This window comes from Bradyrhizobium sp. AZCC 1588 (assembly GCF_036924735.1).
GTDB lineage: Bacteria > Pseudomonadota > Alphaproteobacteria > Rhizobiales > Xanthobacteraceae > Bradyrhizobium.
On record NZ_JAZHSC010000001.1, the window covers coordinates 1,211,146 to 1,236,415 of the forward strand.

Annotated in this window: 20 protein-coding genes and 1 pseudogene; 5 read left to right on the plus strand and 16 right to left on the minus strand. The window is 59.6% G+C overall.

Annotated elements, in window-relative coordinates:
• Positions 1–11: 11 nt before the first annotated feature.
• From V1277_RS05780 to V1277_RS05805, 6 genes are read right to left on the minus strand one after another with little or no spacing between them, the layout of a single operon-like run.
• Positions 12–1,016, minus strand: coding sequence for an NAD(P)H-dependent flavin oxidoreductase (locus V1277_RS05780; protein ID WP_334415371.1), 1,005 nt, complete (start codon positions 1,014–1,016; stop codon positions 12–14).
• A 53-nt stretch (positions 1,017–1,069) separates the two neighbouring features.
• Positions 1,070–2,257 carry an acetyl-CoA C-acyltransferase gene (locus tag V1277_RS05785; RefSeq protein WP_334415372.1) on the minus strand — a complete coding sequence of 396 codons (1,188 nt, stop codon included), beginning with the start codon at positions 2,255–2,257 and terminating at the stop codon, positions 1,070–1,072.
• Between the two features lie 53 nt (positions 2,258–2,310).
• Positions 2,311–3,441: an acyl-CoA dehydrogenase family protein gene (locus tag V1277_RS05790; RefSeq protein WP_334415373.1), complete on the minus strand. Its 1,131-nt coding sequence runs from the start codon at positions 3,439–3,441 to the stop codon at positions 2,311–2,313.
• Between the two features lie 21 nt (positions 3,442–3,462).
• Positions 3,463–4,644, minus strand: coding sequence for an acyl-CoA dehydrogenase family protein (locus V1277_RS05795; protein ID WP_334415374.1), 1,182 nt, complete (start codon positions 4,642–4,644; stop codon positions 3,463–3,465).
• A 15-nt stretch (positions 4,645–4,659) separates the two neighbouring features.
• Positions 4,660–5,397, minus strand: coding sequence for an SDR family oxidoreductase (locus tag V1277_RS05800; protein ID WP_334415375.1), 738 nt, complete (start codon positions 5,395–5,397; stop codon positions 4,660–4,662).
• A 19-nt stretch (positions 5,398–5,416) separates the two neighbouring features.
• A complete protein-coding gene (locus V1277_RS05805) occupies positions 5,417–7,024 on the minus strand; it encodes a class I adenylate-forming enzyme family protein (RefSeq protein WP_334415376.1) in 1,608 nt (535 codons plus the stop codon).
• A gap of 225 nt (positions 7,025–7,249) precedes the next feature.
• On the opposite strand from V1277_RS05805, the gene V1277_RS05810 reads away from it, so the two are divergent.
• Together V1277_RS05810 and V1277_RS05815 are read left to right on the plus strand one after the other, a co-directional pair.
• Positions 7,250–7,993 carry an SDR family NAD(P)-dependent oxidoreductase gene (locus tag V1277_RS05810; RefSeq protein ID WP_334415377.1) on the plus strand — a complete coding sequence of 248 codons (744 nt, stop codon included), beginning with the start codon at positions 7,250–7,252 and terminating at the stop codon, positions 7,991–7,993.
• Positions 7,993–8,670, plus strand: a complete 678-nt coding sequence (locus V1277_RS05815; protein WP_334415378.1) for a glutathione S-transferase family protein — start codon at positions 7,993–7,995, stop codon at positions 8,668–8,670. Before V1277_RS05810 ends, V1277_RS05815 begins: the two co-directional genes overlap by 1 nt.
• 32 nt (positions 8,671–8,702) lie before the next feature.
• Here V1277_RS05815 and V1277_RS05820 read toward each other — a convergent pair whose 3' ends face one another.
• Positions 8,703–9,902: a CaiB/BaiF CoA transferase family protein gene (locus V1277_RS05820; RefSeq protein ID WP_334415379.1), complete on the minus strand. Its 1,200-nt coding sequence runs from the start codon at positions 9,900–9,902 to the stop codon at positions 8,703–8,705.
• A 77-nt stretch (positions 9,903–9,979) separates the two neighbouring features.
• The gene (locus tag V1277_RS05825; protein ID WP_334415380.1) at positions 9,980–10,612 is read right to left on the minus strand and encodes a 2-hydroxychromene-2-carboxylate isomerase; all 633 of its coding nucleotides are present in this window, start codon (positions 10,610–10,612) and stop codon (positions 9,980–9,982) included.
• 239 nt (positions 10,613–10,851) lie between these two features.
• Between V1277_RS05825 and V1277_RS05830 the strand changes: the two genes are divergently transcribed.
• On the plus strand, positions 10,852–11,367 hold the full coding sequence (locus V1277_RS05830) for a winged helix-turn-helix transcriptional regulator (protein WP_334415381.1): 516 nt from the start codon (positions 10,852–10,854) through the stop codon (positions 11,365–11,367).
• Positions 11,368–11,415: 48 nt separating this feature from the next.
• Here V1277_RS05830 and V1277_RS05835 read toward each other — a convergent pair whose 3' ends face one another.
• The 7 genes and pseudogenes from V1277_RS05835 to V1277_RS05865 all read right to left on the minus strand — a co-directional run bounded on the left by V1277_RS05835 (position 11,416) and on the right by V1277_RS05865 (position 21,569).
• Positions 11,416–13,218, minus strand: coding sequence for an AMP-binding protein (locus tag V1277_RS05835; RefSeq protein WP_334415382.1), 1,803 nt, complete (start codon positions 13,216–13,218; stop codon positions 11,416–11,418).
• A 176-nt stretch (positions 13,219–13,394) separates the two neighbouring features.
• On the minus strand, positions 13,395–14,594 hold the full coding sequence (locus V1277_RS05840; protein ID WP_334415383.1) for an ABC transporter substrate-binding protein: 1,200 nt from the start codon (positions 14,592–14,594) through the stop codon (positions 13,395–13,397).
• A gap of 70 nt (positions 14,595–14,664) precedes the next feature.
• Positions 14,665–15,867 carry an ABC transporter substrate-binding protein gene (locus V1277_RS05845; protein ID WP_334364329.1) on the minus strand — a complete coding sequence of 401 codons (1,203 nt, stop codon included), beginning with the start codon at positions 15,865–15,867 and terminating at the stop codon, positions 14,665–14,667.
• 365 nt (positions 15,868–16,232) lie between these two features.
• Complete coding sequence (locus V1277_RS05850; RefSeq protein ID WP_334415384.1) at positions 16,233–16,532, minus strand: putative quinol monooxygenase; 300 nt, start codon at positions 16,530–16,532, stop codon at positions 16,233–16,235.
• A 37-nt stretch (positions 16,533–16,569) separates the two neighbouring features.
• A pseudogene (locus V1277_RS05855) lies at positions 16,570–18,647 on the minus strand (3-hydroxyacyl-CoA dehydrogenase NAD-binding domain-containing protein).
• Positions 18,648–18,822: 175 nt separating this feature from the next.
• Positions 18,823–20,583, minus strand: a complete 1,761-nt coding sequence (locus V1277_RS05860; RefSeq protein ID WP_334415385.1) for an SDR family NAD(P)-dependent oxidoreductase — start codon at positions 20,581–20,583, stop codon at positions 18,823–18,825.
• A gap of 194 nt (positions 20,584–20,777) precedes the next feature.
• The gene (locus V1277_RS05865) at positions 20,778–21,569 is read right to left on the minus strand and encodes a crotonase/enoyl-CoA hydratase family protein (protein ID WP_334415386.1); all 792 of its coding nucleotides are present in this window, start codon (positions 21,567–21,569) and stop codon (positions 20,778–20,780) included.
• 223 nt (positions 21,570–21,792) lie between these two features.
• On the opposite strand from V1277_RS05865, the gene V1277_RS05870 reads away from it, so the two are divergent.
• Complete coding sequence (locus V1277_RS05870) at positions 21,793–22,890, plus strand: NADH:flavin oxidoreductase (RefSeq protein WP_334415387.1); 1,098 nt, start codon at positions 21,793–21,795, stop codon at positions 22,888–22,890.
• A 299-nt stretch (positions 22,891–23,189) separates the two neighbouring features.
• Positions 23,190–23,831: a TetR/AcrR family transcriptional regulator gene (locus V1277_RS05875; protein ID WP_334415388.1), complete on the plus strand. Its 642-nt coding sequence runs from the start codon at positions 23,190–23,192 to the stop codon at positions 23,829–23,831.
• Between the two features lie 216 nt (positions 23,832–24,047).
• On the opposite strand, the gene V1277_RS05880 is transcribed toward V1277_RS05875, so the two are convergent.
• Positions 24,048–25,262: a LysR family transcriptional regulator gene (locus tag V1277_RS05880; protein ID WP_334415389.1), complete on the minus strand. Its 1,215-nt coding sequence runs from the start codon at positions 25,260–25,262 to the stop codon at positions 24,048–24,050.
• Positions 25,263–25,270 lie beyond the last annotated feature (8 nt).

Consider the following 25,270-nt stretch of genomic DNA (forward strand, 5'->3'; position numbering starts at 1 on the left):
CTTGCGCGCCTTCAGGCGACCATCAAGGCTTCCTTGCTGTCGGCGTCCAGGAATCCCGTGAGCCGGCCCCTGATCAGCCGCTCGGCATCCGCCATGATGCGATCGATCAACTCCCTCACCGTCGGAATGTCCTGAATGAGTCCAACGACCATGCCGCAACTCCACGCGCCCGCGTCCATGTCGCCATCGATCATCACCTTCGGATAGACTCCAGCGACCTGCTCATGGATGTCGCCAATCTTCAGGCTTGCGCCCATCTCGCGCTCGATCTCGAGCAGCTGGTCGACGCCCTTGTTCTTCAAGACGCGCTCGGTATTGCGCAGCGCGCGCATGACCAGCACGGTGTCGAGTTCGGTCGCCTTGACCAAGGCCTGCTTTACATTGTCGTGGACCGGCGCTTCCTTGGTGGCGATGAAGCGGGTACCCATGTTCATGCCGGCGGCCCCCATCGACAGCGCCGCGACGAGGCTCCGCGCGTCGGCCATGCCGCCCGACGCCACGAACGGAATCTTCAACTCGTCCGCCGCGCGGGGCAGCAGGATCATGTTCGGGATGTCGTCCTCGCCGGGATGGCCGCCGCATTCAAAGCCATCAACACTGACGGCGTCGCAGCCGATCTTCTCGGCCTTGAGCGAGTGCCGCACCGAGGTGCATTTGTGGATCACCTTGATGCCAGCAGCTTTCAGCGCAGGCATGTACTGCTCGGGGCTGCGGCCAGCGGTCTCCACCGCCTTGACGCCGCCTTCCTTGATAGCAGCGATATATTCCGGATATGGCGGCGCGGTGAAGCTCGGCAGGAAAGTAAGGTTCACGCCAAAGGGTTTGTCCGTCATGTCGCGGCAGCGCGCGATCTCCTTGGCCAATAGTTCCGGCGTCCGTTGCGTCAGGCCGGTGATGATTCCAAGCCCCCCGGCATTCGACACCGCGGCCGCGAGTTCGGCGAACCCCACATAATGCATTCCGCCCTGAATGATCGGATGTTCGATGCCGAACATCTCGGTAATTGCAGTCTTCACGCGTACCTCCAATGTGTTTTGACAGATCTCTAGTCTAGCCAGCTTGTCGTTCGTCAGTGGACAACTTCGAGGAGGCCTGCGGCACCCATGCCGCCTCCGATGCACATGGTAACAACAGCATACTTGGCCTTGCGCCGGCGCCCCTCGATCAGGGCATGGCCGGTCAGCCGCGCTCCAGTCATGCCGTAGGGATGGCCGACCGCGATCGAGCCGCCATTGACGTTGAGCTTCTCCGGGTCGATCCCGAGCTTGTCGCGGCAATAGATCACCTGCACGGCGAATGCCTCGTTCAATTCCCAGAGATCTATATCGTCGATCTTCAGTCCGTGTCGCTTAAGCAGCCGAGGCACGGCGTAGACCGGACCCACGCCCATCTCGTCCGGCTCGCAGCCCGCCGAGACGAAGCCCCGGAAGATACCGAGCGGCTGCAGCCCCTTTTGCGCCGCGAGCTTGTCGCTCATGATGACAGCGGCACTGGCGCCATCCGAGAGTTGGCTCGCATTGCCCCCGGTAACAGTGAAGCCCGGCCCCTTGGCAGGCTTCACACCCGCGAGACCCTCGGCCGTGGTATCGGGGCGCGGCCCCTCGTCGGCCGACAATGTCACCTGCTGATACGACACGGCGCCGGTCGCCTTGTCCGTGACCGCCATCGTGGTCTTGATCGGTGCGAGTTCGTCGTTGAACCGTCCGGCCTGCTGCGCAGCCGCTGTCCGGCGCTGGCTCTCCAGGCTGTATTCGTCCTGGCGTTCGCGCGAGATGTCGTAGCGTTTCGCCACGATCTCGGCAGTATCCAGCATCGCGATGTAGGCGTCTCCCTTCATCGCGAGCAGTTCCGGATCGACGGCATGAAAGCTGTTCATCTGGTTGTTCTGGACCAGGCTGATGGATTCGCCGCCGCCGCCGATGGCAACTTCGACGCCATCGAAAATGACCGAACGCGCAGCCAGCGCAATCGCCTGAAGCCCGGACGCGCATTGGCGGTCGACGGTCGTTCCGGCCACGCTGACCGGAAGTCCGGCCCGCAGCAACGCCTTGCGCGCAATGTTCATACCCGTGGCGCCCTGTTGCATGGCGCAACCCATCACGACATCCTCAACCTCGGCGCCCTCGAGCTTCGCGCGCGACAGCGCCGAAGAGATGGCATGCCCGAGCAGGGTCGCGCCTTCGGTGTGATTGAGGGCGCCCTTGTAGGCCTTGCCAATGGGCGTGCGAGCGGTCGAGACGATTACGGCTTCGGTCATTGTTTACCTCTGGTCGGGGTGCGGCAGTCGGTTTGCTGCGTTGGGAGGGAGATTCAGCTCTGCTGCGCGTACCGCATCAGATGATAGGCGGGATCGCCGAACTGGACGTTGATGGAGCTTATTCGCTTGAAGTAGTGGCCGACGTTCAACTCGTCGCTCATGCCCATGCCGCCGTGCAGTTGCACGGCCTGCTCTGCGACAAAGCGTGCGGCGTAGCCAACTTTCGACTTCGCGCCGGACGCCAGTTTCGATCCGTTCGGCTCCTTCGACGCCAGGGTTAGATTCAAATGCTGAGTGAGCGAAATCGATTCCTCAAGCGCGATGAACATGTCGACCATGCGGTGCTGCAGCACCTGAAACGTTCCCAGCGCAACCCCGAACTGCTTGCGCGTCTTGCTGTATTCGAGCGTCGCCGAGTTCAGCTCCGTCATGGCGCCGACGGCTTCCGCGCAAAGGGCTGCGATGGCGCGATCGCGAGCCGCCTCCAGGGCCGCGACGCCCTCGCCTTCGCTCCCCAGCATCTGGCTGGCAGGCACCTCGACTTTCATCAGCGTGAGTTCAGCGGCGCGCCGGCCGTCGATGGTCTTGAAGCTCTGCAGGTGAAGATTGGCCGCATGGCGATCTACGACAAACAGACTGACGCCGTCGCGATCGCGTTGCTGGCCCGAGGTGCGCGCCGAAACGATCAGCTTGTCGGCCCAGGGCGCACCGACCACCGCGGCTTTGGTTCCGCTCAGAACAAATTTGTCCCCGTGGCGGCGTGCAGTGGTAGTGACGTTGTGGAAATCATAACGTGACCGTCCCTCCGCCCAGGCCAGCGCCCATATCGCATCGCCCTCCATGATCTTCGGCAGGAACGCCTGGCGCTGCTCGGGCGAGCCGACGTCCTCGATCAGACCACCGGCGAGGACAACCGTCTCAAAATACGGCTCGACGACGAGGTTGCGGCCGAATTCCTGCATCACGATCATCGTCGCAAGCGAGCCGCCGCCAAGTCCGCCAGAGCTTTCCTGGAACGGCGCGGCACAGAGCCCAAGTTCGGCGAACGATTTCCAGTGCCTGCGGCTCCAGCCTTCATCGGTCGCAACGATCTTGCGGCGCTCGTCGAAATCGTACTGCTCGCGCAGGAAGCGTTGAATGCTGGACCGGAGCAATTCCTGTTCTTCCGTCAACTGGATGTCCATCGGATGCCTCGTGCGATGTGATCAGAGACCCAGCACCGCTTTCGCGATGATGTTGCGCTGGATCTCGTTCGATCCCCCATAAATGCTGAGCTTGCGGGAGTTCAGGTACTTTTCGGTCGCGGTGTGTCCGTAGTCCGGCCCCGGCATGAAGCGGTTGGCGCTTGCCGGGTGCTCACGGATGGCCAGGCCGTAATTACCGATCGCCTGGTGCGTCAGATCGGTGATGCGCTGGAATATCTCGGTACCCCTGATCTTGAACAGCGACGCCGCCGGTCCCGGATCGATGCCGCGCGACATCTGAGCCACGATGCGCAGTTCGGTCGCCTCCAGCGCCAGCACATCGAGCTCGACGCGCGCGATGTCCCTGATGAAATCCCCGAAGGACGGATCGTCCTCGCCGACTTCGGTTCTCACGATCTGCTTGAGACGCCCGAGATACCGAGTGGACCGGCCGATCCCGGCCATGCTGGTACGCTCGTTACCCAACAGGAATTTGGCGTAGGTCCAGCCCTTGTTCTCCTCGCCGATCAGATTTTCAACGGGGACACGGACGTTCTCGAGAAAGACGTCGTTAACCTCGTGGCTGCCGTCGATGGTAATGATCGGACGCACGGTGACGCCAGGCGATTTCATGTCGATCAAGAGGAAAGAAATGCCGGCTTGGGGCTTTGCTGCAGGGTCCGTCCGCACCAGGCAGAAGATCCAGTCGGCATGTTGGGCCAGCGTTGTCCAGGTCTTGTGGCCGTCGACGATGTAGTGGTCGCCGTCGCGCATCGCCTTGGTGCGGACCGAGGCGAGGTCTGAGCCAGAGCCCGGCTCCGAATAACCCTGGCACCACCAATCCTCCCCGGAGAGAATTCGCGGCAGAAACTTCTTCTTCTGCGCCTCGTTGCCGAAGGTGTAGATGACCGGGCCGACCATGGTGACGCTGAATGCGAGCGGCGGCAGCGTTCCGGCGCGTGAGGTCTCCTGTTCAAAGATGAAGCGCTGGGTGACCGACCAGCCGGGGCCGCCATACTCCTTGGGCCAGAGCGGAGCAATCCACCCCTTCTTGTAGAGGATGCGGTGCCAGAGCAGCGACTGCTCCTTGGTCAAATCGGTCTCGGGATTTGGAACGCGCATTTCCGGCGGATAGTTCTCCGCGATAAAGGCGCGTACCTCGTCACGAAACGCAGCGTCCTCGCTGGAAAGTTCGAGCTCCATCGTGCGAGGCTCCCGTTACCACTTCTCGCCGAAGGGACGAATCTCCAGCTCGAACGTCCAGGCGCTGCGCGGCTGCTGATAGAGCAGCCAATAGGATTCCGCGACCGATGATGGCGGCATCAAAGCATCGGGGTTATCCAGCGCATTCGGACCGAGTGCCTCGATCCGTCGCTGGCGCACCCACTCAGTGTCGACGCCGGAATCAATGATGAGATGCGCCACGTGGATGTTCTTGGGCCCCAACTCGCGAGCGGCCGCCTGGGCGACGGCCCGCAGACCAAACTTGGCGCTGGCAAAGGCTGCATAACCCGTTCCACCACGGAGACTCGCCGTCGCACCTGTGAAGAAGATGTTGCCCTTGCCGCGGGGCAGCATCAGTCGCGCTGCTTCGCGGCCGGCGAGAAAGCCGGAATAGCAGGCCATTTCCCAGACCTTGCGGAACACGCGCTCGGTGGTTTCCAAAATCGGAAAGTTGACGTTGGCGCCGATGTTGAAGATGCAGACCTCGAGCGGCGCGTGCTTGTCGGCATCGCCGAGGAATGAAATGATTTCCTCCTCCTTGCGCGCGTCGAGCGAGCGCGCATGAATTTCGCCGCCGGCCTTCTCGATCTCCTTGACGAGCGGTTCGAGTTTTGCCCCGTTACGGCGCCCGGCAAACACCGTGAAGCCCTCCGAGGCGAACTTTTTGGCGATCTCGCCGCCGATATAATCGCCGGCGCCGATCACGGCCACGGTTGCGTTTCTCTTTTGCAAAGGTCTTCTCCCGGTCAGGTTAGATCTGTCGTGTTAGAAGTTGCGCTGGCTGCGCCGGTGCGGTGTGGCTACCTTCGTAGCGCAAGGACTCAGCGAGCTTATGCTTGAGGATCTTGCCGGTCGAAGTAGCCGGCAAGGCATCGAGGACGATGATTTCGGACGGCCGCTTGTAGGAGGTGAGCTGAAATCGGATGAAGCCCATCAGATCGGCCGGCGTAGCGCGCGACCCCGGCAGCAACTGTACAAAGGCGACAATCTCCTCATTGCCATCGGCCGGACGGCCGACGACGGCGCATTGCACCACGTCCTTGTGTGAACTGAGGACCGCTTCCACCTCGGCGGGATAGACGTTGAAGCCCGAGCGGATGATCATTTCCTTGGTGCGGCCGACGACATACAGGCAATCGCCGTCGAAGCGCGCCAGATCGCCGGTATTGAACCAACCCTCGCTGTCGATCACTTTGGCCGTCAGCTCCGGCGCACGATAATAGCCGCGCATCACGTTGCGTCCGCGAACGTGAAGTTCTCCGACTTCACCCTTTGACAGCGGTATGCCGTCGATTGTTCTGATGCGCCCCTCTACTCCTGGCAGCAGCGTACCAACCGCCTGATCGGACCGCGGCGCATCGAAGCGCACGCCAGATATTCCAGGCGAACATTCGGTGATCCCATAACCGTTGAGGAGCGCAAGGCCGAACTCCTTCTCCACGCGTAACTTCAAATTCAGGTCGAGCGGCGCGCCGGCAACGGCAATCAAGCGCAACGAGCCCCGGTCGAGCCGCTTCAGACCCGATACGCTCTTGTATTCCAGCAGGCGTTGATAAGTGGCGGGCACGCCATTGAGGATGGTTACGCCCTCCTCCGCGATCGCCTTGGCGGTTGCCGCCGGATCGAATTTGCTGACCATCCGCACCGTGCCGCCGACCATCAGCGTCATGATCAGGAGCGAGATGCCGACGATATGCGAGATCGGCAGCACCAGATAGATCTTGTCGTCTCGATCCATCTTGCGGAAAAGCGCCGTGGTCTTGGCGCTGATCAGCAGGTTTTCGTGAGAGAGCATTACCCCCTTCGGCGTCCCCGTTGTTCCCGAGGTGTAGATCAGAACCGCTACTTGTTTTGCCGGATCGGCCTCCACCGGCTCGACAGTGGCGCCTTCGTTCAGCGGGCTGATGCCAATCTCCCGCAGCACGCCAATTTGCCGGTTCTCCGCACCATAGCGTGATGCGTGCGCCGCAGCCTCTTTCGAAACACCTGACGTGAAGAACATCCGGCGGGCGCCGCTATGATCGCGGATCTGGTCCAACTCGCGCGCCGACAATCGCGGGTTGGCGACGATTGCCCAAGCGTCGAGCCGGCTCGCCGCAAGCAGCAAGGCCGCCAGCGCGATGCAGTTTTCGCTGATAATGACCATCCGATCACCCGCTCTCACCCCCAGCGAGGCGAGAACAGCCGCGATCTCGGCGACCCGCCCATCCAGGTCACGATAGCTCCAGGCGACGCCATCTTCGATCAGGGCGATCCGGTGCGGGGCATTGACGACGTGGCCAGTCGCTACTTCATGGATGCGGCCTGGCAGCCCCGCAGCAATCTCATCGATATCGATTGCCCGTGAAAGACCCGTCACCGCCAACCTCCCGAACAGCCAACGTCACCCTTGCTGCGTCGCGCGCGAGACCGAGTTAACGTTCTTTTTTAGAACTCGTCAATTGCTAATTCGTCTTCCGGTGTCCACAGCTCAAAAGAGGCAGCAGGCCTGTCACATTTAAGGATCTTCGAAAAGCTCGTTTACAACGAGGTCGACAAGAGATACTTGTAAGTGTCAAATAGGAACTTATAGGGAGAGGCGAAAATGGCGGAAGGTCGCGGCGTTGCGATACTCGTGGGCGCGGGCGACGCCATCGGCGCGGCTGTCGCGCGTCGCTTTGCCAACGGGGGCTACACCGTTTGTATCTGCCGGCGTGACGCAGCCAAGTCCAAGGGGCTTGTGGACGAACTCGCCGCTGCGGGTCATCGTATCCACGCTTTCAGCGTCGATGCTCGTCAGGAAGCCGAAGTTCAAAAGCTTTTTTCCGACGTCGAAAGCAACATCGGACCGATCGAAGTCTGCCTTTTCAATGCCGGATCGAATGTCAATAAGCCCCTCGTGGAGACCACGGAAAAGCTGTTCTTCAAGACCTGGGAACTGGCCTGCTACGCCGGATTCCTGGTCGGGCGCGAGGCTGCTCGCGTCATGTTGCCGCGCGGACGCGGCACCATCTTCTTTACCGGCGCGACCGCCAGTGTGCGTGGCGGCCAGGGGTTTGCTGCATTTTCATCGGCGAAGTTCGGCCTTCGCGCGGTAGCCCAGGCCATGGCGCGCGAGCTGGGGCCGAAGAACATCCACGTGGTCCATCTCATCATTGACGCCGGCGTAGATAGCGAAGCCATTCATCAGCGCATGAAAGCGGCGAAGGGAATCGAGGCAAGCGAGATTCCCCCGGACAGCCTGACGAAGACGTCCTCCATCGCCGAGGCCTATTGGTTCGCCCATCAGCAAAGCCGAGACGGCTGGACCCATGAACTCGATCTTCGTCCGTCCGTGGAGAAATGGTGATGAACGCTACACCCGATCTCACCCTGTGGGGCGTTGGTACAAGCCGCACCATCCGCCCGCACTGGGCCATGCACGAGCTTGGCTTGTCCTACAAGGTCAGGCCGATCGGGCCGCGAACCGGCGAGACCAAGACGGCCGAATACACCAAGCTCAATCCCCGCCAGAAGATCCCCTTGCTGCAGGACGGCGACTTCTGCATCGGAGAAAGCGCCGCGATCGTCGCCTATCTGTCGCGAACCTATTCGACGCCGGAACGCTCGCTGATTCCCGAAACCCAGCGCGAGTTCGCCGCATGGCTCGAATGGTGCTTCTTTATCGTGGCCGAACTCGATTCCACCAGCCTTTACGTCATGCGCCGCCATCGCGCGGACGCACTGGGACATATCTATGGAATTGCGCCCGACGTCGTCGCGCAGGCGGGTGAGTATTTCCGGCAGCAGTTACGACACGTGGAGGTCGCGCTGGCAGACGGGCGGACATTCCTGATGGGTGACCAATTTACCAGCGCTGACATCCTGCTTACGACTTGCCTTGAGTGGGCCATAGCCTACGGTGTCGGCATTTGTGACAACGCACATCCCTATCTTGAACGCATCCAGAAGCGGGAGGCCTACCAGAAAGCGGTCGCGGCGAATGTCCCGTTATCGTCGATCACTCCGGCACCGGCGAAAGTCTGAAAACCGATCGCCCCTCGCACAAAGGCTTCGGCCTAGACGGCCACGCGCACGCTACGTTCGGCGACCATCTTTTCGATGGCGCTGTCATCATACCCCAGTTCGCGCAATACATCGCGCGAATGCTCACCGACCCTCGGCGCCGGTCCGCCAATTGAAGCCTCATTGATTTCGAAACGGGCCGCGGGCTTCGGCTGCCGCACCCGGCCGACTTTCGGCTGATCGAATTCCGCGATGATATCGCGCGCCACCACCTGCTCATTGTGGATGATTTCGCTCCGCCGCAGGATCGGCGCGCAAGGCACGTCGGCGGCGTCTAGCCGCTCCAGCCATTCTGCGGTGGTATGCTGGCTGATATACTCAGCCATCTTGTTGATGCGGGCGGTGGCGTTGACCGAACGCGCCGATGGCGTCGCAAAGCGTGGATCGTTGGCAAGCTCGGGATCGCCGGATGCCCGGCAGAAACCCTGCCATTCGGAATCCGAAATCGTGCCGGCGGTGATGTAGCCGTCACTGGTCTTGAACACGAGATCCGGCCGATCGTTCGGATCGGCGGCGGCGGCCTCGGCCCCCACAACCGTATACTGCATCATGCCTTCGGGCCACAGGTAGGAAATCATCGCATCCAGCATCGCGACCTGGATATGATCGCCCTGCCCCGTCTTCTCACGGGCATAGAGCGCTGCCGCCACAGCCTGTGCAGTGAACACTGCAGTGGTCTTGTCGCATACGATCGTGCGGATCATTTGCGGACGGTTCGTGACCGGCTGCGACTGGATATCGGCGAAGCCCGACAGGCCCTGAATGATCGGGTCATAGACACGCTTCTTTACATACGGGCCGGTATCGCCGACGCCGCTAATCGAGACGTAGATCAGGCGCGGATGGCGCTGCCGCAATTCTTCCACGCCGAGTCCGAGGCGCTCCATGGTGCCGGGCCGGAAGTTCTGCACCAGCACATCAGCCTGCGCGACCAGCCTGGTGAGCACCTCACGGCCACCCGTGCTCTTGACGTCGATGGACAGCGAACGCTTGCCGCGGTTTGAAGAGATGAACAGCGCGGAGAACTCGCCGTCCTTGTCGATGGTGGCACGGCTGCGGCGCGTAATATCGCCGCCGATCGGCTCGATCTTCAGCACGTCGGCGCCCTGGTCCGCCAGAAACATGGTCGCGAACGGGCCCGACACCACCCCGGTCAGGTCGAGGACGCGAACACCGCTAAGCGGGCCAGGCATGGGCATTCTCCCTGAGTTACTTCTTACGTTAGGTCCGGAGCTTGGCTTTCGTCAATCAACCCGGACAGTCGGCGCTGTTAGGCTGTCTTGGAAACAGGCTGTCTGGTCTGCTCGACGATCGATTCCTCGACGTCGCGGAGTTGGTCCTTGCCGAAGAACATTTCCTTTCCGACGAAGAAGGTCGGTGAGCCGAATGCTCCCCGGCTGACGGCGTCGTTGGTCAGATCGATCAGCCTCTTCTTGACGTCATCCTGCTGCGCACGCGCGATCAACCGGTCGATATCGATGCCTGAGGAGATGAATGCGCTCCGGAAGATTTCGAGGTCGTCCATCTTCTTCGGCTCTTCCCACATATGATGGTAGGCCGCGCGGAAATAGGGCTCGAACACGCCTTCGAATTGGGCGGCGACGGCGCCACGCATCAGCATCAGCGTATTGACCGGAAAGAACGGATTCTGTTTGAACTTAGTCGCATTATGGCGACGAATGAAGCGCTGGGTCTCCAGCGCCTGGTATTCCGGCTTGTTCTTGATGCCGCGAAGCGAGTCGAATGGGGACATGTTGCCCGTCGCCTTGAAGATGCCGCCGAGCAGAATAGGGACATACGCGAATTTCACGCCGGTACGCCGCTCGATCCCCGGAATGGCTATTTCCGCCAGATAGGCGTTAGGACTACCGAAATCGAACAGGAATTCTACCTTCAGGGTCATGTCGACTCCTCCCGGAGAGCGCGTTGTTGGTCAGGTTCGATAATCAGCAGGCTGAACCCAAGCTTGCTATCCATCCTTACAGTTCTAAAAACGAACTGTCAAATTATGCGGAATTTTCCTAGTTTGACACGAACCCTAGGGGATTGTTTGGAGTTTAGTACCTAACTAGAATGGTAGCGGAACCAAAAGTTCACTGGACGATTCGAGCGGAACTAGCGTGGGAAGACCGGAGAGCAGGAATGAGATGGGATGAACTGGAGGAAGAGCCATGTTCGATGGCCCGGACCATCGGCGTGATCGGCGACCGCTGGACCCTTCTGATCCTGCGCGAGTGCTTCCTGCGCACGCGCCGCTTCGAGGGATTTCAGTCCGCGCTCGGAATCACACGCCACCTGCTCGCCGAACGACTGAAGAAACTGGTCCGGCAAGGCGTGCTGCGTCGCATTCCCTATCAAGAATCGCCCAAACGGCATGAATATATCCTCACTCAGAAGGGCCTCGATCTTTATCCGATCATGATGGCGATTGTGCATTGGGGCGACACGCACATGGTCGACGAACGCGGGCGGCCGTTGCTGCACCAGCACCGCAAATGCGGAAAGAACTTCGATCCGGTCATGGTCTGCTCTGAGTGCGGCGAGCCGCTTTCGGCTAAGGAGGTTCATACCCACCCCGGCCCCGGTGCCCGAAGCACTCCAGCGGCAAAGGCGCCAGAGAGCCCGAAGGCAAAAGCGCGCCGCAAAGCAGCCGCTTGAGGTAGCCGCTCGCCCGGACTCCCTCAGAGGCGAACGACTGAACTCGCCTCAAATCCGTATCACATCTCGATTTGTTTCGTTGCAGTAGAGGCGCTCCACCAGTTCAGAGCGATGTTTCAGCACAGCACGTTGATTGACGTAGGCCTTGTCGGTGATTTCCCCCGCTGCCATTGACGGCGGCTCCTTCAACAGGAAGAACGAACAGATTCTTTCGCTGCTTCCAACGGTTTCATTGTATTCCCGAAAGCGTTCCTTCAAAAATTCGACCACATCGGCATCGCAGGCCAAATCCGAGGCTGGCGTCTTCGATATCCGCGCCGCCTCGGTCGGATTCAACCAGCAGAGCAGCGCGCACGATTCACGGTTTTCCCCCGCAACGACAATGTCCAGCAATACGCCACGCGTTGCAGCCAGGATTGCTGCGCGCATATTCCCGATCGAGACCCACGTTCCGTTCGCGAGTTTGAAGTTCTCGGAAATTCTGCCCGTAAAACGCAGCCCCCGCTCCGGCTTCTGCGGATCCAGAAACGAGACGGTGTCGCCGATGCGATAGAATCCTTCCTCATCGAAGGCCTTCTCCGTCAAATCCGGCCTTCCGAGATAACCCGGGGTAACGTTGGGTCCCTTGACCCTTGCCTCGTAAGTATCGGAAACGGGAATCAGCTTTAGCTGCAGGCCCGGCGCGGGAAGACCAATCTCTCCCGGCTGGTCGGTCGCCCAATGGGTCGTACTGATGGTCGGGGCCGTTTCGGTGGTGCCGTAGCCCGACATGACCGGAATTCGTCGGCCGGTGATCGACGATGTCAGCCGATAGAGCTTTTCAAGCGTCGCTTGCGAAATTGCAGCTCCGGCGTAGCTCAATCGATCCATCCGCTTGAACACGCTGGCGCCAAGCTCGCGGTCGTTCTCGATCGCATCACACAACAGGTTATAGCCGGCAGGCACGTTGAACATGGCGGTGGGCGAAATCTCCCTGAGATTCGCGACTGTCTTGTGGAAGAGCTGAGGCAGCGGCCGACCGTCGTCGATGTAGAGCGTTCCGCCATTCTTGAGGATGCTGTGAAGGATTACGTTGCTGCCCATCGTATGGTGCCATGGCAGCCACTCAACCTGGATCGGCGCATCCGGAGAAGACACAAGCAGACTCCCCATTTGCAGGGAGCTCGCCATCATGCGGTGGGTGTTGAGCACGCCTTTGGGGAAACCGGTCGAACCGGACGTGAAGAGAATCTTTGCGACAGCATCGCAAGACACCGCACTTGATGCACGCTCGAATCCGTCACTCAAGCTTCGGGCGGTCAGAGTCTGGAAAGGCACCGTGTCCGGCGCGCCATCGACGCTGATCCAGGTCGCGGCTGCCAGTTCCGGAATGGAGCGGCCAGCGGAAAAGTCGCGTCCGCTCTGAACGAAAACGAAATTCGGTCGCAAGGTTTCCGCGATATCCTTGAGACGAGCCAGGCCGCCGGGCATCAGCGTGTAGTTTGGCGATATCGGCGCCAGGATTACACCTATTGACATTGCGGCAAACGAGATCACCGCGTTCTCGATGGAGTTTCCTGAAAGTACCGCCAGCTTGTCAGCCGGCTTTGCGCCCATATCGATCAGGCTTTGCCCGACCGCCTGAACCTGCAACCATGCTTCGCCGTAGGTGATCTCGTCCCATTCCCCCTTCGCATTGCGTTGCGCAAGAAAAATTCTATCCGGAGCAGAATTTGCCCAGGTCGGAAGGAAATCCGTGATGCGCCAATCGCACTCGCCCAACTGAATAGGCGAGCTCAATACGAGCGTGCCGTCGGTTCGACGCGCTATCGAAACCTCTTTTGGCGCAAATGTCAGTGCCTTCGTCGACATCGAGATTGATCTCCTTAATTACGCGCGGAGCCAATCGCGCGCGCTGCACGCGCTTGCCCCCTGATGGCCATTGCCTCTGGTCCACCGCCTGGGTGCGTGATCCGTCAACCGAGCTTCGGGCCAGAACGGTGGGCAGTTCGCATCGAACTGCCGCACTCGTGGCTTCGCTGGTCAGATCACTCGGACCTGGCGTCCAGCACTTCCCCGAAGGCTTGCCAGCTCGTGCCGGCCCATCGCTGCAACCGCATCTGCGTCCAGATCATGTTCTCGGCGCTGGAGGTGTTGACCTTGATGCCGGGCAGCGCAGTTGGAATGACGAAGTCCTTCAGGTTCTTGGCCTGCGCAAGAATATTCTTGCGGGACAAGTCGCTCCCGCATTGTTTTAGAATCTGCTCGAGCACGATGCCTTGCTGATAGCCGGTGAGATAGCTACCGTTGGTGATATCGGCGCCCTGCAAATACTTGTCAAAGAATGCCCCGTAGGCCTGCATGCCCGGGTCCTCTTTCCATGCAGGATCCAGAATATCCTTGTTGGTCGTGCCGACGATCACACCAACCGATTTGTCGAGACCGGCCGGTGCGAGCGTGCCTCCGACCGAGCTGGATGGAAAATTGAGGATTACGGTCGCCTTCCAGCCGATCACCGCGGCTTGCCGGATGGCCTGAGCGGCGAACTTCGGCGTGCCGGCGATCACGAGGGCATCCGCACCGGAGCTCTTCAGATTGACCACCTGTGAATCAATCGTCGGTTCGGTGACCTCATAGGACGCGGTTACGACCTTTCGGTCGAAATCCTTACCGAGAAACGCCCTGAAGGCGTTGACATAGTCTTTGCCGAGATCGTCGTTCTGATAGAGGATGGCATACTTTGCGTTTGGCAATGCCCTCGTCAAATATTTGGCGTAGATCTTTCCTTCGGTGTCGTAGCTGACAAGACCTGTCGTGGTCAGCGGGTAGTTGGCAACATCCGTGAACTTGGATGACCCGCTCATAATTGCGATGCTGGGCACCCCTTTCGACCTCAGGTATTTAGCCGTAGCGGAGATACCGGGAGTGCCGAGCTGGCCGAACATGAACGACACTTCGTCGCTCTCAACGAGTTTGCGGACATGCTCCACCGCCTTAGGAGGGCTATATGCATCATCATATGCGATGTAGTTGATCTTGCGACCGTTGATGCCGCCGCGGTCGTTGACCGACTGGATATAGGCCATAACTCCCCTGCCCACGAGACCGATCGACGACGCCGGTCCGCTGAAGGGAAAAACGCCGCCGATCTTGATCTCGGTCGCTGTAATTCCGGGCTCTTCGGCCGCGAATGCCGGGCCGCTCAAAAGCAAAGCCAAAGCCGCCACAATCTTCCATTTCATCGACATTTGATCTCTCCATACCCGTACCCCTGCCGGTACGAGTTCTCTTTTTCCGCGTGCCATTAGTCGCCCCTCATCACTCCGAGGAGGCATCGAGTACTTCGCTGAAAAGGTCCCAGCGCGTGCCGGTCCAGCGCTGAAGCCTCATCTGCGTGTAGTTCATGTTGATCTTGTCACTCGTATTGACGCTGACGCCGGGCAGCAGTGTCGGCAACGCCACATTCTTCAGGCTCTTCGCCTGCCTGATGATGTTCTCGCGGGACAGATCGTTGCCGCACTGCTTGATCAGCTGTTCGAGCAGCATGGCCTGCGTATAACCGAAGAGGTAATTGCCGTCGGCGATATCGACGCCCGGCATGTACCTGTCGATGAATGCCCGATAATTCTTCATCCCTGCGGTGCTATCCCACTGCGCATCCGTCGGATCCATCAGGATGGTCCCGACTATCACCCCCACCGACCTTTCAAGGCCTGCCGGCTTAAGGGTCGCGCCAACCGAACTGGAGGGGTAGTTCAGCAGGATTGTTGGCTTCCAGTCGATCTCGGCCGCCTTTCGGATTGCTTGCGCCGCAAACTTTGGCGTTCCTGCCACCAGCAATGCTTCGGCACCTGAGCTCTTCAAATTCACGACCTGAGAATCCACTGTCGGATCGCTGATTTCATAAGCGATGGCAGTTACTTTCTTGTCGAAATCGCCCTTCAGACTCGCCTTGAAAGCGTTGACGTAATCTTTGCCGAGGTCATCGTTCTGATAGAGGATGGCATATTTCGCATTCGGCAGCGTCTTGGTCAGGAATTTGGCGTAGATCTTTCCCTCCGTGTCGAAGCTGACCAGGCTGGTCGTCGTCAGCGGAAAGTCCGTCACGTTCGTGAACTTGTTCGACCCCGAGACGATGCCGATAGCCGGCACTCGCTTCGACATCAGATATTTTGCCACTGCCGTATTACCGGGCGTGCCGAGTTGGCTGAAGATGAAGGCAACCTCATCGCTTTCGACGAGCTTGCGAACATGCTCTACGGCCTTGGGCGGGCTGTAGGCGTCATCATAGGCAATGTAATTGATCTTCCGTCCGTTGATGCCGCCGCGGTCGTTGATCGACTGGACATAAGCGAGAATCCCTCGGCCGACCAAACCGATCGACGAAGCGGGTCCGCTGAAAGGAAAGACCCCGCCAATCTTGATCTCAGTCTGTGTTACCCCCGGCGCGTCAGCGGCAAATGCGGACGATCCCAGCGCCAAAAGCATCAGTGCGAAAGCAGCTTTGAACAATTTGAGCATAGCGTCCTCCCTGTGAACAGCGGAGTGCGCGCCCCGGCGGGGCCCGCGATCCTGCAAACCGCGGCCATTGTTCAGCCGTCTTTCCGTTAACCTACAGTTCTTTTTTAGAACTCGTCAAGCCGCTTCGAGAAGAATTGTCCCGCGTATCCGTACGGAAGCAAGCCAGTGGGGAGACTGGCGTCTCCGGTTGAGCTCGCGCAAGAACCCCAATTGACCTTTGAAACGCGACCGGCTTACGCTGCTATCGGCATGGGGTGGGACCGGGTCGTTACTGAATGACCCGTCAAAGGGGACGGGAAGTCCGTGCAGCCTTGAAATCGTTCTTATATGGAACCCGCTATCCGAGCCGTCTGAGGACGATAGAGCTACCGCTTCTCGACCTTTTCGGGAGTGATGATCTGGACCTGTACAGGGGCTGCAAAGCACTTCACCGCCACGCGGCCAAATGCTCTCATGTGGTCGCTCTTGGAATGCAGAGGGAGGCAGTCGGCCGACTGCCACTGTTCGACGAACACGAGCTTGTTCGGATCGGTGGTACTTTCGAACAGCTCATAGGAAATACATCCGTCTTCCTTGTGGGTGGCGGCGATGCAATCCTTCGCGGCGGAAAACAACTTCGCCTTCATTTCTGGCTTCACCGTGAGCGTTGCTATCACGTAGACCATCCCGTCCGTGTCCTTTGACGCGTCGCGCGTGTCATTTCTACTTGAAAGCCGCGAGCGTTCCGTCGGCCATAGCCAGGCGATGTAGCAGCGGTACCGGCCGAAGTGTTTCGTCCTTGTCCAGCGCGGCCATATAGGCCAGCCGCTCAGCCACGACGGGCAGGCCTACCCTATCCGCAAGAAACATCGGACCGCCGGTCTGGGGCGGCCAGCCATATCCATAGAGCCAGACCAGATCGATGTCGCTCGCCCGCTCCACGATCCCTTCCTCCAAAATTCGTGCGCCCTCATTGATCATTGGATAAATCAGTCGTTCATGAATCTCGGCGTCGCTGATCTGGCGTCGCGTGATGCCCAGCTTGCGACTGGTATCCACGATCAAGGCCTCTACGTCGGCATCCGGAATCGGCGTTCTGGATCCAGCATCGTACCGGTAGTACCCCGCTCCGGTCTTCTGACCGAATCTTCCCGCTTCGCACAACGCATCCTCGATCGGAGATGTCTCGCCACTATCCTTGCGCGATCGCCAGCCGATATCGAGACCTGCCATATCCCCCATGGCAAAGGGCCCCATCATTCCGAACCGCGTCGCGACAGCGTCAACCTGCTGCGGCAGCGCCCCCTCAAGCAACATCTTGCTGGCCTGGCGGATACGCACAACGAGCATTCGATTGCCGACAAAGCCGTGGCAGACGCCCACGACGACGGGAATCTTGCCGATGCGCCGCGCGACTGCGGCGGCGGTAGCCAGCACGTCCGGCGCCGACTTTTCACTACGCACGATCTCGCACAGCTTCATGACATTCGCCGGGCTGAAGAAGTGCATCCCGAGGACATCTTGGGGACGCTTCGTGACGGCGGCGATCGCGTTGACGTCAAGAAAGGACGTATTTGTTGCGAGAATCGCGCCCGGCTTCGCAACTTTATCGAGCTCGGAGAAAATGTCCTTCTTTATCTGCATAGTCTCAAAAGCGGCCTCGACGATGAGGTCGGCTTGCCCAGCGTGCTCTAGGCCCACGGCACCCGCAATCAATCCCAAGCGCTTGGTCACGGTGTCCGAAGACATCCCCGAGCGCGCTGCGGTCGCCTCGCAATTTTTCCGTATGGTACCAAGGCCACGGTCGAGCGCGTCTTTTGCGATCTCGATCAGCTTCACCGAGATGCCGGCGTTGGCAAAGGACATGGCGATGCCCCCACCCATGGTGCCCGCGCCGATGATCGCAACCGAGTCGATCTTGCGCGGGCGCGTGCCCGCTTCGACACCAGCGATCTTGTTGCTGCTGCGTTCCGCGAAGAACACGTGACGCAGCGCTCTTGACTGATCGCCACCTCTCAATCGCGTGAACAGCTCCCATTCGCGCCGGATCGCTTCATCGAATGGTACGTCCAGGCACCAGGCAACGGCTTCCACGCAGGCCGCCGGAGCTTCCAGCCCCTTATTGCGCTTCATCGCTTCAGCCGCCGCCTTCGTCAGGATGCTTCTGTCAGCGCGTGCCGCTTGCAGCTTCGAATCGTCATCGCGCAGGGAACGCGCAGGACGGCGTTCGGACAGAACTTTCTGCGCAAAGGCAACACCTGCCGCGACTGGATCCCCTTCGAATATTTCGTGGACCAGACCAAGCTGCAGGGCCTCTTCCGCGCCGATCGGATCGCCCGTCACGATCAATTGCACAGCTCTCGCCGGTCCGATGGCACGCGGCAGACGTTGCGTACCGCCACCACCCGGGATCAATCCAAGTTTGACTTCCGGTTGCCCGAGCTTGGCATCGCTCGCCGCAATACGGAAATGGCAACCCATCGCGACTTCGAGCCCGCCGCCAAACGCGACGCCATGAATTGCGGCGACGACAGGCTTGGACCGGTTCTCGAACAGGCGATTGATTTCGTCGAGACTGGGTCCCTCGATCTTCTGGTCGAACTCGCGAATGTCGGCCCGCTAATGAAGGTGCGGCCGGCGCAGGCAAGCACGACGGCCGCATACTGCGGATTGTCCAGCACCTCCCGCATGGCGTCGCGCAGACCTTGGCGCACCGCCGACCCGAGCGCGTTCACTGGCGGGTTGTCGACCAGAAGAACGGCCACACTGCCGTGCTTCTCGATAATAACAGGGCTTGTCATCGGCTATCTCCTTTAGGATGGGCGGTGCGCTCGGATCCGCCCAAACCGCTTGCGCGGCACCGGCTGGTTGGCAGCTTGGTAGTTCGGCTTGGTCAGTGCTGGCCACAGCGCATCTGGCGAGCGGCTATTCAACATTGAATTGAGTGCGCGCCAGCAAGGGCCGGTGGGCGAGCTGTCAGACAGCCATGATGCCGCCGTCCACTGCCAATATCTGACCGGTAATGTGCTTGCCGGCGTCGCTGGCGAACAGGATGATCGCCCCCTTCAGATCGTCTTCATCACCGATGCGACGCAGCGGAACACCCTCAGTCAGCTTTTCGAGGCCAACCGCCTTAATGGTTCCGGCCGTCATTTTGGACGGGAAGAAACCGGGAGCGAGCGCATTGACCGTAATGCCGTACTGACCCCAACTGCCCGCCAATGCGCGGGTGAAATTGACAACCGCCCCCTTACTCGTGTTGTAGGCAATCATCTGCGGCTCGCCAACGTGCCCCCGCAATCCGGCAATCGACGCCATGTTGATGATGCGCCCGTACTTGTTCGGAATCATCGACCGCTTCGCGACCTGCTGGCTCAACACGAACAGGGAACGAATATTGAGATTCATCACCTTGTCCCATGCTTCGACAGGATGATCCTCTGTCGGAGCTCCCCAGGTGGCGCCGGCATTGTTCAAGAGAATATCGATCCTGCCAAACTTGCCCAAGGCTTGGTCGACCAACCGCATGATATCGTCATCCTTGGAATTGTCGGCCGCGATAGCGTCCGCCTGATATCCGAGCTTTGAAAGATGTGAACACGCCTGCTCGAGATCGGCGGCTTTCCGCGACGACAAAATCACCTTGGCGCCTTGCTCGCCCAATGCCTCGGCGATCTGCAAGCCCAATCCACGTGAGCCGCCCGTTACGAGCGCGATTTTTCCCGTAAGATCGAATGCCTTCTTCACGCTGCCCATGAGCGATTCCTTTTCATAAAGTTGCTCTTCATGGCCGGACACGCACCGCTGTTCCCGCAAGACCAGCCAGGTTTGCTTGCACAAGCACCTGGCGCTTTGGATGAACAGCTCAACCGATGCAATGATGGTGTCCGGTGCGTCTTCCTGACTAAAGTGTCCCGCATGCGGGAGCTTGATGACCGGCCCGTCAGGCCATATTGCTTTGAAATCAGAGATCTGGTTCTCCGGCGCAATTGCTCGATCCTTCATGCCGACCGCAAGCATCGCGGGTTTCGACCTCAGGTTTTGGAGAAGCGGAACGCCCTCCTCGAGGTATGGAATGATCCGACCGAGCAAAGCGTCGAGCGGAAACTCAATTGCCCCGACGCAGTCCTCCTTCGTTGGAAAGGCCGAGCCGAAGGCTGCAAGCCAATTGGAATCCACCGCCGACAAATTCTCCAAACCCTGCGTCTTCATGATGCTGAGGATATTCACGTCCAGGTGCCCCAACACCTCCCCGAGCGTGCCGGCTTTGTGATGCTTCAGGATGAGCTGGAACCAGGGCGTCGACCCCGCGGAGGTCTTTCCATAGCCGGCCAACGTGTTGAGGAGAAACAGGCGCCTGACGCGGTGCGGATGTCGTAGCGTGAACGCTGAGCCGATCAGCCCACCCCAATCCTGCAAAACGAACGTAATGTTCTTGAGATCGAGCGCTTCGATCAATTTGGTCAGGTTGTCGACATGAGTCCTCAGCGAATATTCTCGATCCCGAGGAGTTTCGCTCTTGCCGAAACCCATGTGGTCAGGAACGACGACTCTGTGCGTGGCGGAAAGCGGTGGGATGAAACGTCGATAGAGATAACCCCAGGTGGGCTCCCCATGCAAACAAACGATGGGGTCGCCGGTCCCCTCGTCGACGTAATGCATCCGAAAACCGGCTCCCTCAAAAAAGCAGGGTTCGAAAGGCCAAGTTCCACCAAAGGTCTCGCTGGCGGCGATCATGACAAGTCATAGCTCCTTCGCATCTGCTCGAACGCACCTACTCCGCGATGGCAAAACCACCTTTGGCGCGCTCAGTGCCTCGGCAATGTGAGACCAATCCAACGCGAGCGGTGCGATCTTCGTAAGATCGGACGCCTTGCGTGCTGCCCATGAGTGACTCCTTTTCCTTGCCGAATTGGTCACGGCGCCGACGACTAACGCCCCTTGAAGACCGCGGCACGACGTTCGACGAAGGATTGGATGCCCTCCATCATGTCCTGGCTGTTGAAGACACGGTCCTTGATTTTGGGGATGTAGTCGATCGCAACTCGTTCAGCGGCTTCGATGTACTTCAACGCAGCTTCTTTGGTGACCTGGATTCCGATCGGCGCGTTCTTGGCAATGGTTTGCGCCAGCTCCATCGCACGCTCAATTTGCTTTCCGGGGTCGACCACTTCCTGCACGAGGCCGATCTTGTGGGCCTGCGCGGCATCGAACTCGTCGCACAGGAACAGATGGTACATTGCGTCGCCCCACCCGGCCCGGGTCAGAAATCGGAAGTGCGCCCCGCCAAGCGGCGCAATACCCCGCTTCGACTCCATTTGGCAGAATCGACTATTTGAGGCAGCGACGACAATGTCTCCGGCGAGCATCATTTCGATGCCGATGGTGTAGACGATGCCCTGCACCGCGGTGATAACCGGTTTGCGGCAACGCCCCTTGAGGGCGAACACGTCGATGTTGGCAGCCGGGGGATCAACCCTTTCGGCCTTCGGGCCGAAGAATTTGGGCATGTCGAGACCGGAGGTAAAGTCGCTGCCCTCGGCGCAGACCACGCCGGCCCAATAATCGTCATTGCGATCCAGCAAGGTTATCGCATCGGAGATCTGCACCATCATCTGCGGGTTGAACGAATTCTTCTTCGTCGGATTGTCGATGATGATTTTCAGCACCCGCCCGTGAACCTCAGTGCGGATCCGACCCAGCGGGGCCTTCTGTTCGCTCATTTGCTCCCTCCTTGCAGCGCTTGACACCTGAGGGATATCGGCCCGCGGCGGTGCGCTCGATCAGGTCACATGACAATTTGTGCCCGCCGCCGGCTACAACATTCTTGTGCCTGCCCTATTCAGGAATGAATTTCACGACGGCGAGCCTGTGGTTTACTTTCCCGGCGCTGACAGTTGGCGGCCTAGCGCTGCAAACGCCCCCTACCCGCTGCAGAGGCGCATCATGACGACTAATCCACTGTTCGAACCCTTCCAGGTGAAATCGCTTGAAATTCGGAACCGTGTGGTTATGGCGCCCATGACGCGCTCCAAAAGTCCCGATGAGACGCCCGGAGACGATGTTGCCGCATACTACCGCCGGCGAGCGGAAGGCGGGGTTGGGCTGATCATTACCGAAGGCACGACCATCGACCGGGCCGGCAGCTCAAACGATTCCAATATCCCAAATTTGTATTCACGCCGAAGCATCGATGGCTGGCGCAAGGTCGTCGCCGCGGTCCATGCCGCCGGCGCGAAGATCGCGCCACAAATCTGGCATCAAGGCATGGTGCGCAAGCCGGGTACCGGTCCCCGGCCAGACGGCAAATCGGACGGGCCCTCGGGACTATCGGGTTCTGGGAAGCAAGTAGCTGAACCGATGACCGATGCGGATATCGCCGACACCATCGACGCATTTGCAAGAGCCGCGCTGGTTGCGAAGGAGATCGGCTTCGACGCTGTCGAGTTACATGGGGCGCATGGATATCTGGTGGACCAATTCCTTTGGGGACAGTCCAACAGGCGAGATGACGCTTATGGTGGAAACCTGGTAAAGCGGACCCGGTTCGCCGCTGAGATCATCAAGGCAATTCGAACGCGCGTCGGACCGGACTTTGTCATCATTCACCGTTTCTCCCAGTGGAAGCAGCAAGACTATAGCGCGCGGCTTGCGCGCACACCTGACGAACTGGCCGCCCTCCTGACTCCGCTGGTCGACGCCGGCGCCGACATATTCCACGCTTCGACGCGACGATTCTGGGAGCCCGAGTTCTCCGGTTCCGATCTAAATCTCGCCGGATGGAGCAAAAAGCTTACCGGAAAACCATCGATCACCGTTGGATCTGTCGGCCTCGAAGGTGCTGACTTTATCGACTCCTACAAGGGCAAGAGCGCCGAGGTCAGCGAGTTGCACGATTTGGAAGCCCGCCTTGGAGGTGGCGAGTTCGACCTTGTCGCGGTAGGTCGGGCGCTGATCGCCGATCCATATTGGACATCAAAAGTTCGCGACAGGCGATTCGCCGAACTGTCGGCATTTGCTCCAGCATCAATGGCAACGCTTTGATCCGGCCTTCTCATATTAATTGAAGCCAGCTCTGGCAACTGAGCCATGCCAAGCATTGCCTATATAGCTGTTAGCGGCAAGAGGCTCCGCGAAATAGGTGACGCCAAGCCGCTCCGCGACCAAGGCAGGCTTGTCGGAGCCCTCGATCTCGACGATGACCTCCGACCTTGTCATGAATCCTTTGGGCCGCGGGCAGTCACCTCCATCAGCTTGAATCTTGCCCGTACCCGGCTTCGCGAACGCACCGGCGTCACAAAGCGGATCTTGTCAAAACCGTAATTGACCCCATCACTCGACCCTTGACGGCCGACATCCAGATCGTCAAGCGCAACTTCCTTGGAGCGACACCGGTGGGGCACTCACAGGCGCGGAAGGCAAGAAGCCGGGAGCGGATTCTGGATGCCGCAGCCCTGCAACTCAGGGAACTGGGATTGGCGGGCGTCAGCATTGGCGAACTCATGAAGTCCGCCAGACTAACCCATGGCGGCTTCTACGGACATTTCGAATCCCGCGATGATCTGATCGCCCAAGCGCTCGATCGGGCTCTCGCTGATGGCGACGCGTCGGCAATCAACGCCGCAAGCGCCAAAGGGCCGCGCACGCTCAAATCTTTCCTGAACGCCTACCTTAGCAAGGCACATCGCGATCACCCGGCGTCCGGCTGCGCCGTTGCTGCTCTGGCCGGCGACGTCGCCCGCGCCGATTCGCGAACGCGGGAAATCATGACGGCGTATCTCGAATCATCCTTCGACAGCATCGCTGCGCTTATTGAGGACGAGGACGCGGCCGAGTTCGCTATTTCGGTGATGTGCACGATCGTAGGCGCCATGATTCTTTCCCGCGTGATGAGAGACGAGGTAGGATCGAAGAAGATCTTGCTAGCGGCGCGAAGATCAGTCCTCGATTGCGCGGAAATGCGCGGCCGATCTTCCCGCTCGTAACCAAGCTTTGCAAGGCGAGCGCACATCTTGCCGAGCCATTTTTTTTCGGTTGAGTCAATACCGTCTAGTCGGTGCCGGTGACCTATCTCCGTCTCAGGCATTCAAGGAACTAATCTGCGCTCAAAACCGGCGCTCTTTTCGCTGCCTGCGAACGCCGTTGAGTTCCGTTGGTCGCGGAAGATCCGGTGCGCTCGTTTTCAGGACATCATGAGACCGTCACGCAATGCGCTGCAAACGCCGTCGAGGCCCTTGCTGCCCCAGAAACCACGCACGAGACTCCGCAAACTCTGCTTCGAGGCATCGACGGACCTGCCGTGTCAGCTTGCGTAGATCGCTCTCGCGTCGACGCAATAGCCAAAGATCCATTGACGACGATTCGTGCGGAAGAACACGCACCAAGCCCTCTGCGAGAGCGAACGGGACCGCCAGGAATGCCAACCCAAGTCCCGCGGCAGCGGCCGAAAAATGATTTGCGATCGGCATTACCCTCAATGCGCCGCGGGCGTCCGCGGCAGCCTTGAAGCGCGTGAGGAGAACCATTTGTCCAGCACGTTCACTGCGAAGGTCGGCAAAGTCAACCGGACTCCCGATAATCTCGTGCTTGTCGAGATCCGCAACAGACCGTGGCGCTGGATGCTCAGCCAGGTAGGCTTCGGACGCGAACAAGCCGAATGCAACCGTCGCCACCCGCCGCCCAATCAGCTCGTTGTCGCCCGGATGTCCCATCCTGAGAACGAAATCGAGGTCGCTTGCGGCAAGATTCTGCTGCAGAACCGTGGAGTTAATCTCGAGTCGGATCTGGTCGTCCAGCGCACGCAGCTTTTTGGCGCGAGGCAACAACCAGTGCTTGGTCAGGCCTTCCGTGGCAGAGATCTTGATAGAGTAGGATCTGTCCCCGACGCGCGATGACAGGTCGCGCTGAAACAACTCGAACGAACGTACCATGTCGGCCGCCGACTGACGGAGTTGTTCGCCTTCCTGTGTGAGCTTGACACCAGACGACACTCGAAAGAACAGCGGAGCTCCGATGTAGCGTTCCAGCTCCTTCAATCGCCGACCGAGTGTCGGCTGGCTCATACCAATTTCGCGAGCCGCCCGATTGAGACTGCCGATCTTGGCGACGGAAACGAATAGTCGGAAGAGATCCCAGTTTACTTCCGCCGCTCGTCCTCGTGCTCTCGGCGACGAAATCTGCACCTGACCGCTTGCAGCTTCGGTAGTCGACTCGACGGTCTGGCAAGCGTCCCTATCGCCTCCGGAAGATTGCGTCAGAACCTCAACCGCCATCGCCGCCCCCCCTGGACACTCAGCGCGCATCTGCTCCATTCCGCACGGGCAACGTTGACGTCTGAACAGTTGCCAGAGTGCCCAGAGTTCGGTGCGCTTTCTGCCTCGTTCCTCATCTTCAGCAACGAGAATGATGGTCATCATGCACAACG